Annotated in this window: 11 protein-coding genes and 1 tRNA gene; 6 read left to right on the top strand and 6 right to left on the bottom strand. The window is 72.2% G+C overall.

Annotated features, from left to right (window positions below; translation table 11 throughout):
• The 4 genes from E1269_RS33145 to E1269_RS28820 form a co-directional block, all read left to right on the top strand.
• Positions 1-225: hypothetical protein (locus E1269_RS33145; RefSeq protein WP_203434174.1), on the top strand; the 225-nt coding region annotated here is incomplete at its 5' end.
• 277 nt (positions 226-502) lie between these two features.
• Entirely contained in the window at positions 503-1753 is a 1251-nt protein-coding gene (gene aztD, locus E1269_RS28830; RefSeq protein ID WP_131901149.1) for a zinc metallochaperone AztD, read from the top strand.
• A gap of 12 nt (positions 1754-1765) precedes the next feature.
• Complete coding sequence (locus tag E1269_RS28825; protein ID WP_131901147.1) at positions 1766-2434, top strand: hypothetical protein; 669 nt, start codon at positions 1766-1768, stop codon at positions 2432-2434.
• A 75-nt stretch (positions 2435-2509) separates the two neighbouring features.
• On the top strand, positions 2510-3349 hold the full coding sequence (locus E1269_RS28820) for a phosphatidylinositol-specific phospholipase C/glycerophosphodiester phosphodiesterase family protein (protein WP_203434173.1): 840 nt from the start codon (positions 2510-2512) through the stop codon (positions 3347-3349).
• Here E1269_RS28820 and E1269_RS28815 read toward each other — a convergent pair.
• A complete protein-coding gene (locus tag E1269_RS28815) occupies positions 3346-3879 on the bottom strand; it encodes a class I SAM-dependent methyltransferase (RefSeq protein ID WP_131901145.1) in 534 nt (177 codons plus the stop codon). The two genes, E1269_RS28820 and E1269_RS28815, sit on opposite strands and share 4 nt — an antisense overlap.
• A 199-nt stretch (positions 3880-4078) precedes the next feature.
• Between E1269_RS28815 and E1269_RS28810 the strand changes: the two genes are divergently transcribed.
• On the top strand, positions 4079-4669 hold the full coding sequence (locus E1269_RS28810) for a hypothetical protein (RefSeq protein WP_131901143.1): 591 nt from the start codon (positions 4079-4081) through the stop codon (positions 4667-4669).
• A 178-nt stretch (positions 4670-4847) separates the two neighbouring features.
• On the opposite strand, the gene E1269_RS28805 is transcribed toward E1269_RS28810, so the two are convergent.
• From E1269_RS28805 to E1269_RS28795, 3 genes are all read right to left on the bottom strand, one after another.
• Complete coding sequence (locus E1269_RS28805; protein ID WP_131901141.1) at positions 4848-5378, bottom strand: P-loop nucleotide/nucleoside kinase family protein; 531 nt, start codon at positions 5376-5378, stop codon at positions 4848-4850.
• Positions 5379-5665: 287 nt separating this feature from the next.
• Positions 5666-5742, bottom strand: a tRNA-Arg gene (locus E1269_RS28800).
• Between the two features lie 28 nt (positions 5743-5770).
• Positions 5771-6322 carry a YbaK/EbsC family protein gene (locus E1269_RS28795; RefSeq protein ID WP_131901139.1) on the bottom strand — a complete coding sequence of 184 codons (552 nt, stop codon included), beginning with the start codon at positions 6320-6322 and terminating at the stop codon, positions 5771-5773.
• A gap of 25 nt (positions 6323-6347) precedes the next feature.
• Here E1269_RS28795 and E1269_RS33140 point away from each other — a divergent pair, with 25 nt between their 5' ends.
• Positions 6348-7091, top strand: a complete 744-nt coding sequence (locus E1269_RS33140; RefSeq protein WP_203434172.1) for an NUDIX hydrolase — start codon at positions 6348-6350, stop codon at positions 7089-7091.
• Between the two features lie 24 nt (positions 7092-7115).
• Here E1269_RS33140 and E1269_RS28785 read toward each other — a convergent pair whose 3' ends face one another.
• On the bottom strand, positions 7116-8036 hold the full coding sequence (locus E1269_RS28785) for a class I SAM-dependent methyltransferase (RefSeq protein WP_131901138.1): 921 nt from the start codon (positions 8034-8036) through the stop codon (positions 7116-7118).
• A gap of 4 nt (positions 8037-8040) precedes the next feature.
• Positions 8041-8580: a YbhB/YbcL family Raf kinase inhibitor-like protein gene (locus E1269_RS28780; protein WP_131901135.1), complete on the bottom strand. Its 540-nt coding sequence runs from the start codon at positions 8578-8580 to the stop codon at positions 8041-8043.
• Positions 8581-8716 lie beyond the last annotated feature (136 nt).

Below are 8716 nucleotides of genomic sequence, written 5' to 3'. Positions count from 1 at the left end.
GGGGGTGGGGAGCGACGGTGGACGGCGGGCGCGGCGGCCCTGGCGCGGCTCGGACTCGTCCGGCGGCTCGGGGCTGATCGGGCCCGTCTGGCGCCGCCGCCGATCCGCCCGGCCGCCGGGCCGCGCCCAAGCCGGTACCTCACCCGGCTGGGTCTGTCCCGGCTGCGTCCGCCCTGTCCATGGCCCGGGCTGCGCCTGCCCGGGTTGTGCGTGCGCGGGCTGTGAGTATCCGGACTCCGCCTGGCCGATGACCGGCTCATCAGGTGCGGGCGAACCCGGCCCAGGCGTGCCGGCGGGCGGTTCCTCCGTCGTGGGCACAGGCCGTCCCGCGGCGCGTCGCCCCGCTTGACGTCGTCGCGCCACGAGCTCTCCCTGCGGCGTGGAAATGGACGGATCGTGGATGACCCGGAGTCGGTGCAGCCGAGCGTAGTCCTCGTCACTCCGGGATTGCTCACCCTCTCATCTTGATTACGAGAACTATTCTCATCTACGCTCCACCATCATGAGAACACGTCATATCGGCACCATCGGGACCCTGGCCGTCTCCGGCCTGCTCCTGACCGCCTGCGGCGACAACGACCCGTCGCCGTCGGCGTCCACGCCGTCCAGCGCCCTCTCCGCCGAACCGACAGACCGGCCGGACGGTGAGGAAGTCGCGGCCGCCGAGCCGCGCCTCGTCGCCACCTACGACGGCGGCCTGCTCGTGCTCGACGGCCGGACGCTCGAGGTCCTGGAGACGTTCGAGCTGGACGGCTTCAACCGGGTCAACCCCGCCGGCGACGGCCGGCACGTCATCGTCTCGACCGACGAGGCGTTCCGCGTCCTCGACACCGGCACGTGGAGCGTGGAGCACGGCGACCACGCGCACCACTACGTCGGGGAGCCGGCTCTCACCGACATCCAGTTCGAGACCGACCACCCGGGCCACGTCGTCCGGCACGCCGGCTCGACCGTGCTGTTCAGCGACGGCACCGGGCGGATCGAGATCTTCGAGTCCGACGACCTCGCCGACGGCGCGCCGGAGACAAAGGTCGTCGCGGCCGACCAGCCGCACCACGGCGTAGCGGTCCAGTTGGCGAACGACGAGCTCCTGGTCACGCTCGGCGACGAGCAGACCCGCACCGGCGCCAAGGTCCTGGACGCGGGCGGCACCGAGATCGCCCGCAACGAGGACTGCCCCGGCGTACACGGCGAGGCGGTCGCCGCGGACGAGACCGTGGTCGTCGGCTGTGAGGACGGCGTGCTCGCCTACCGCGACGGCGGGTTCACGAAGATCGACAGCCCGGATCCCTACGGCCGCATCGGCAACCAGGCGGGCGCCGAGGAATCGACCGTCGTGCTCGGCGACTACAAGGTCGATCCGGACGCCGAGCTGGAGCGGCCGGAGCGGGTGTCGCTGGTCGACACGGCGACCAACACGCTGCGGCTGGTCGACCTGGGCGTCAGCTACACCTTCCGCTCGCTGGCCCGCGGACCCGAGGGCGAAGCGATCGTGCTCGGCACCGACGGCGCCATCCACGTGATCGACCCGGCGACGGCCCAGGTCGGCGCCGTCATCCCGGTCATCGACGCCTGGACCGAGCCGGTGGACTGGCAGCAGCCGCGGCCGGCCATCGTCGTCGACGGCGGCACGGCGTACGTCACCGACCCGGCGGCGAGCGAGATCCACGCCGTCGACCTCGCCACGCGAACCGTCGTGACCAGCGCGAGCCTTCCCGCCGCACCGAACGAGATCGCCGCCGCGACGGGGTAACATCCTGCTTCGATGACCACCCAGCCCTTGCCGCCGGCCCCGCCGCCGGTGCCTCCGCCGCCACCACCCACGGCGCCGGACGGACCCCGTCGTCGCCGATGGGTGTGGCCGCTTGTCGCCGTGCTGGCGCTGGCCGTCGGCGTGGGCGGCGGCCTGGGCTCGGCGACGCTGATCGACGACGACGAGCCGGCCACTGTCGCCGAGGAGTCCGACGAGCAGTCCGGCGGCGAGCTGGATGAGCTGCGCGCCGAGGTCGACTCCCTGCGCGAGCAGCTCGATCAGGTCCAAGGGCAGCGCGACGACCTCAAGGAGCGGCTCGACGAGACACGGGCGGCGCTGGACGAGGCCGAGGAACCGACCCAACCGACCGACGAAACGGCTGAGCCGGAGCCCGTCGAGGGCACCTTCACCGCGGGCGACTTCACCTTCAGCGCGGTGGAGATCCGCGAGGACTACGTCGGCGACTTCGAGGTCGGCGCCACGGTCACCAACGACGGCGCCGAGACGGTCTCGTACGTGTCGTGGACGGCGACGGTGCTGCTCGACGGGTCGCCGGTGTCGACGCTGACGGCGACGGCCAGCGAGTTCCCGGCCGGCGACGCCATCGACGTGACGTTCATCGGCTTCGACGACTTCGGCGCCTGGGACAGCGTCGAGTTCGCTGTCGACCCCACGTTCTGAGCGTTCGCGTAGTCGTCGCCCAGCCGTCGCGACCGTGACATCGACTCGTTGTCACCAGCCTCGACCGTGACGGTCATGAGCGATCGGTCCCGATTTCGGCGAATGGCCCACCGAGTGCTGACGCTGCCCCTCGCGGCGGCCCTCGGTCTCGCGGTGGCGGCGACGGCGTCAGCCGTCGGCGAGCCGCTCGACCCAGCCCACGCCCACAACGACTATGAGCACGAGCGCCCCCTGCTCGACGCCCTCGACCACGGGTTCACCAGCGTCGAAGCCGACGTCTGGTTGGTCGACGGCGAGCTGCTGGTGGCGCACGACGCCTGGGAGGTCCAGCCCGGGCGCACTTTGGAGTCGCTGTACCTGGACCCGCTGCGCGACATCGTCCACGCCAACGGCGGGTCGGTCTACCCGGGGTGGGACGGCTCGCTGCAGCTGCTCATCGACATCAAGAACACCGGCGAGGCCACGTACGCCGAGGTGGACGCGGTGCTGCGCCGCTACCAGGACATGATGACGCGCTACGTCGGCGAGCGGATCCAGCCGGGCGCGGTGACCGCCGTCATCAGCGGCGACCGGCCGCGCGACACCATGCTGGCGCAGCGGCTGCGCTTCGCCGGCTACGACGGCCGGCTCAGCGACCTCGGCAGCGGGCTACCCGCCGGGTTCATGCCGCTGGTCAGCGACAACTGGACCAACCACTTCACCTGGCGCGGCGTCGAACCGATGCCGGCGGCGGAGCGCGCCAAGCTCGTCGACATCGTTCAGCAGGCACACGCGGCCGGCTACCGCATCCGGTTCTGGGCGACACCCGACGAACCCGGCCCGGCCCGCGAGGCGATCTGGAGCGAGCTCCTGGCGGCAGGGGTCGACCACCTCAACACCGACGACCTCGCCGGCCTGCGGGAGTTCCTGAGCTAGGACGCCGCCCGCCGGGCCCGGATCTCGACGGACGCGCTGACCGCGTGCACCTCGACGGCAGTCAGCGCGTCCTGCGCGTCGAGGGTCGCCGCGACCCGCTCGCCCACGTCGCCGCGCGCGCCGTCGTCATCGCCGTACCCGCAGCCGGCCGCCGGGCACGCGGAGCAGTGCCGCGAGCGACGCCACGTTCGCCCTGGCCGGGTCCGTCCAGAACACATTGACGTTGCTGGCGAAGACGACGTCGAAGCCGCCGGCGGGGAAGTCGTCGTGCCCGGCTCGATGGTTGTGAGATCCCGCTGGACGACGGTGAGCCGTCCGGCGTCGACGAGTTCGCGGTTGCGCTCAGTGGTGCGCCGCAGGCCGGTGATCGACCGGTCGACGACGGTGAGGTGGCCGGTTCCGCTCAGCAGCCGGCCGACCTCGGCCGCCGCGACACCGGGAGCACCGCCCAGCTCCAGGACGCGCTCCGTGCCGGTCAGCCCCAGCCGCGGAACGAGCCGGGCGATGTGCGGCGGTGTCGGGTCGCTCATGTCGACGAGCCTGCCGCGTCATCGCTGACACCGCGTGTCTGGCTCTCGTTGGCCGGGCGGGAACGAGTTCCACCGGCTGATGACAGCTTCGTTGCGTCCGGTCGGCATCGTGCGAGCGTACGACGTGGGAGAGTGGCGCTGATCCATCCGGTGTCACGGAAACCGTGGCCGCCCGACGTTTCCACGGGAGGGGAGCCCAGTGTCCGCATCGCCGCCCGCAGGCGCTCGTTTCGGCCCGTTCGCGTGGTCGCCGCTCACCGACGACGACCGCGGCTACCTGGTCGCCTCGCACGACGAGGGCGGCCTCGTCATCGACGTGCTCCTCACCGGCTCCGGCTCGTTCTCACTGCGAGTAGACCAAGCGGCCCAGCTGGCCGACCAGCTGTGCGACCTCGCCGGCGTCCCCGCCCGGCCGGTGCCCTGGATGCTTCCCGACCTGCACACCCACCTGGAGACGGTGGACGCCTCGGTGCGCGAATGGGACCGGGCTCGCCGGGCGCCGTCGGGGCCTGGGCCGCCGTCCGGATCGGCGCTGGACTCGTCGTCGACGACGGAGGCGGCCGCCGGCGTCGCGGCTCTCGAGTCGGTCGACGCCATGATCCGCCGACTGCTCGACGTCCGCGACTCGGTGGCCACGGGCCTAGCCAGCGACCCCGTCGTCGATGGACCAGCACGCGACCGGGCACCGGACCGCCGGTTGACCACGATGGGCGGCCTGATCCTGGCGGTCGGCATCGCCGCGGTCTTCTGGCTTGCGGTCGGCCTGGGCCTGTGGTTGCTCTTGCGATGAGGAGCACCCGGCCCGAGACGCTGAGGTCGAGGAGACGCGCGTCTTCGCCGACGGCACCACCCATGCGCCGCTCGCCGCGTCGGTCAACCCCCGATCGCGGTCGGACTCGGCGGTGCGGTGCTCAGCCCGACGGCCGCCGTGCCGCTGACCGTCGCCCTCCGCCGTCGTCGGGCCGTCTCTACCTGACCCCGAGCGCCCGGCGCACCCGATCCGCGACCTCCGCGACGTCGACCGGTTGCTTTGTGTCGACGGTGATGACCTCGCCGGCCCCGACCGGCCGGTCGTACCGCGCCAGCGACTCGACGGGCAGCTCCTTCTCGACGTGGACCGGATGGTGGCCGGGTGAGCGACCCCTCACCGCGTAGCGCCTCGCCGCCTCGTCCGGCGGGCAGGCGCAGTACACCTCGGCGAGAGTGCCGCCGAGTGCCTCGAGACGCTCGACCGTATCGGGCTGGCCCGGCAGGAAGTTGGCCTCGAGCACCACGTCCGGGCACGAGCCGGCGAGCCGCCAGAGCAGCTGCATCGCCGCCGCGCCCAGCCGCCGTGACGAGGCCAGGTCACCCTCGGGCGGCTGCAGAGCGTCGTGCAGGGTCTCCTTGATGGTGTCCTTCGACAGCAGCGCGAAACCCAGTGCGTCCGCGAGCGGTACCGCCAGCGTCGACTTGCCCGCACCGGGCGAACCCGACACCAGCACCACCCGTCGCACCATCCGCCGATCATGCCAGCCTGTCGGCGGTGTTGCCCGGGGTTGTGTCCGGAGTTCTGTCCGGCCCCGTGCGTCAACCCTCCATGATCATCAACCGGTAGCGACACCATGACGTTGCCAACCGTTGATGATCACCGGACACGACGCGGGTCTGCGTCACGCTCCTCGAGCAGGGGTGAGGTGTCGTCCACAGTCATCCGCTATACCGCGACGACGCCGGACAGCGGCCTGGTCACCGACCAACGGCCGACCCGGGGAAGAATTGTTCATGATCGAGATGTGCTCTGAGCTGGTGCGCCTGGAGGGACTCGAACCCCCGACCAAGAGCTTAGAAGGCTCCTGCTCTATCCGACTGAGCTACAGGCGCCGGATACGTTGACCATTGTGGCGGACGGTCAGGCCTGTTGCACGGGACGGCCGAGTCCGTCGACGACCTCGGCGCCGGGCCAGGTGGCCAGGACCGGGCCGGGTACGGCGAGCTTGGACCCGCGCAGCCCGCTGCCGACCACCGCGAAGGGTAGCGCGGCAACGGCCGGATCGACCAGGATCCGCCAGTCGCCGGGCAGGCCGAGCGGTGTGATGCCGCCGTACTCCATGCCGGTCTGCGAGACGGCGTCGTCCATGGCCAGGAAGGATGCCTTGCGCACTCCCAGTCTGCGCCGGACGATGCCGTTGACGTCGGCGCGGGTGGTCGCGAGTATCAGGGACGCCGCCACCCGGGGCTCGCCCTCACGCTTGCCGGCCACGACGACGCAGTTCGCCGACTCCTCCGGCGCCACGTCGTAGGCGGCGCAGAACGCGGCCGTGTCGGCCAGGGTCGGGTCGATCTCGGCGACGTACACCTCGGCCGTGCTCGAGGACAGGGCGGTCTTCACCGGTCCGGCCAGGAGGTCCGGTCGCGTGCGGGCCGGCACCGTCGCCAGCCGGCCGATCGTCGGAGTCGTCACCCCACGATGCTACGGTCACCTGCTCGTGGCCCTCCTCGAACGGTTGCGCATCTCCGCCTACGTCATCTGTGAGGACGACGACGGCCGGCTGCTGCTGGCCCGCTGCATCGGGTGGGACGACGGACCGCGGTGGACGCTCGCCGGCGGCGGCCTCGACCCGGGTGAGCAGCCCCGAGACGGTGCGCTGCGCGAGCTGACAGAGGAGACCGGGTACACCGGTGAGCTGGAGGCGCTCATCGGCGTCGACGCCTTCCGCCTCGTGACCACGGACGCCCCGCCGGAAGGCTACGACGGGGACGACTTCTACGCGGTGCGCATCGTCTACCGCGGCCGGGTGACCGGAGGCGAGCTGACGCACGAGGTCGACGGCACGACGGATTTGGCCGCGTGGGTGCCGCGGGACGAGATCAGGACACTCGACGCGGTCGAGCTGGTCACCATCGGGGTCGCCATGCTCGACGAACCCGGCGCACCAGTCCGTTCCGAGCCCGACCCGACAACCCGGACGACGCAGCCCGCCTCGATTTCCGACCGCGCCACCGTCGTGCAGCGCGTCGCGGCCTACGGGCGCACCCCCGACGGCCGGACCGCGGGCGGGATCCTCGAGCACGGCGCCGACCCGGCCGCGAGTGTCGCCGCCGCGTTCCGCGCCACACACGGCGTCGACGCCGACGTCGTCCGTCCACGGGACGCCACGAGCACCGTCGACGACGGGGACGGCGCGGCGCGGTGGGTGGTCACCCTGGAGTACGACGTCGAGGTCAGGTGACCCCGTCGCCAGCCGGCCAGCCCGTCAGCCGGCCCCGTCCAGCTCGAAGTGCCAGATGATCGCAGCCGGGCTGCCACGATAGGCGGCGTTGGCGGCCTCGGGCGCGAACGGGTGCAGCGCCCAGATGTTCGGCGGCGTGCCCGTCGTGGCCAACGGTGGCGGCGACCCACCGGCGCCCGGCGGGACCCCGTCGCCGTCGACGAACGGGTCGGGGCGACGGGGCTCCTCGCAGCGCCGCACTCGCAGCCCGAGCGGCAGCGCGGCGGCAAGGTACTCGCTGGCCAGCCGGCTGCGGTTCTCGAAGTAGCCGGGCCGGCCGTCGGGGCCGGGCATGACGATCGGCAGGCCGACGTCGCCCAGGCGGCCGCGCGGGTCGGAGACGATCAGGTGTCCGCCGGGCCGCAGGACGCGCGCGAACTCGGCGAACGCCGGATCCAGCTCCGGCACATGGGTCAGCGCGAGCGCGCACACGACCGTGTCGACGTGTGAGTCGGGCAGGGGCAGCCGGTGCAGGTCGGCCTCGTGGAACGTCGCGCCGGGAACCTTCGACCGGGCCACCGCCAGCATCTCCGGCGAGCTGTCGACGCCGATGACCGTGTGGCCGAGCTCGGCCAGGTACGCGGCGTGGCGGCCGGTGCCGCAGGCGACGTCCAGGGCCACGCCGACCGGGAGCCCGTCGAGGATCTCACGGACGATGGGCTGCTCGATGTCGAGCAGCTGGTTCCCGGGCCGGTCGTAGCCCCCGGCCCAGGCTCGGTAGCCGTCGACGGTGGAGATGGGCCAGGCGGTTCCGCCGTCACCGAACTCGTCGGCGGCGGCGAGCAGCGTCCGGATCTCGGCCAGCCGTGCCTGGACGAACTCGCGGTCGTGCTGGCCGGCGAAGGCACGCAGCAGCGCGACGCCCTCCAGGCCGAGCAGATACGCGAGCGGATGCTGGTGGATCACGGTCTCAATGCGAGTAGACGGGGACGACCATGGCGCGGGCCAGCGTGTGGAACGCGAGGTTGAACGACACGACGGCAGGCGAGGCGTCGCGATCGACGCCGAGTGTCTCGACGTCGACGGCGTGCACCACGAAGTAGTAGCGGTGCGGCATGTCGCCCTGCGGCGGCGCGGCGCCGAAGTAGCCGGTGGTGCCGGCGTCCTGGCGCACGGAGAAGGCCGGGTAGGGCAGGCCGGAGTCGTCCGCGGCGCCCGCCCCGCGCGGCAGGGCGGTGGTGGTGGCGGGCAGGTCGACCACGACCCAGTGCCAGAAGCCGCTGGGCGTCGGCGCGTCGGGATCGAAGCAGGTGACGACGTAGCTGCGGGTGCCGTCCGGCGCGCCCGACCACGACAGCTGCGGGGACTGGTTGGCGCCACCGGCGGCCTCGGCGATGAACTCCGTGGCCAGCTGTTCGCCGTCGCTGACGTCGTCGCTGGTCGCGCCGAACGAAGCCACGGCCGGCAGCAGCGAGTAGGGGTCGGGTGCGACGGGTCGTTCGAGCGACATCGGTCCTCCATCGGGTGCGTTGCGGCGCCACCGACGCTATCGGATGCGACCGACAATGTGACTCGCCATGTGAACGATTGGCATCAATGGCGCCATGACACTTGGCGGCCGGGCTCCGAAGCGTGCAAGATTCGCC

The sequence above is a fragment of the Jiangella asiatica genome (genome assembly GCF_004349065.1).
GTDB lineage: Bacteria > Actinomycetota > Actinomycetes > Jiangellales > Jiangellaceae > Jiangella > Jiangella asiatica.
Note: the sequence above shows the minus strand (reverse complement) of the source record. Positions and strands in the feature narration are given on the sequence as shown.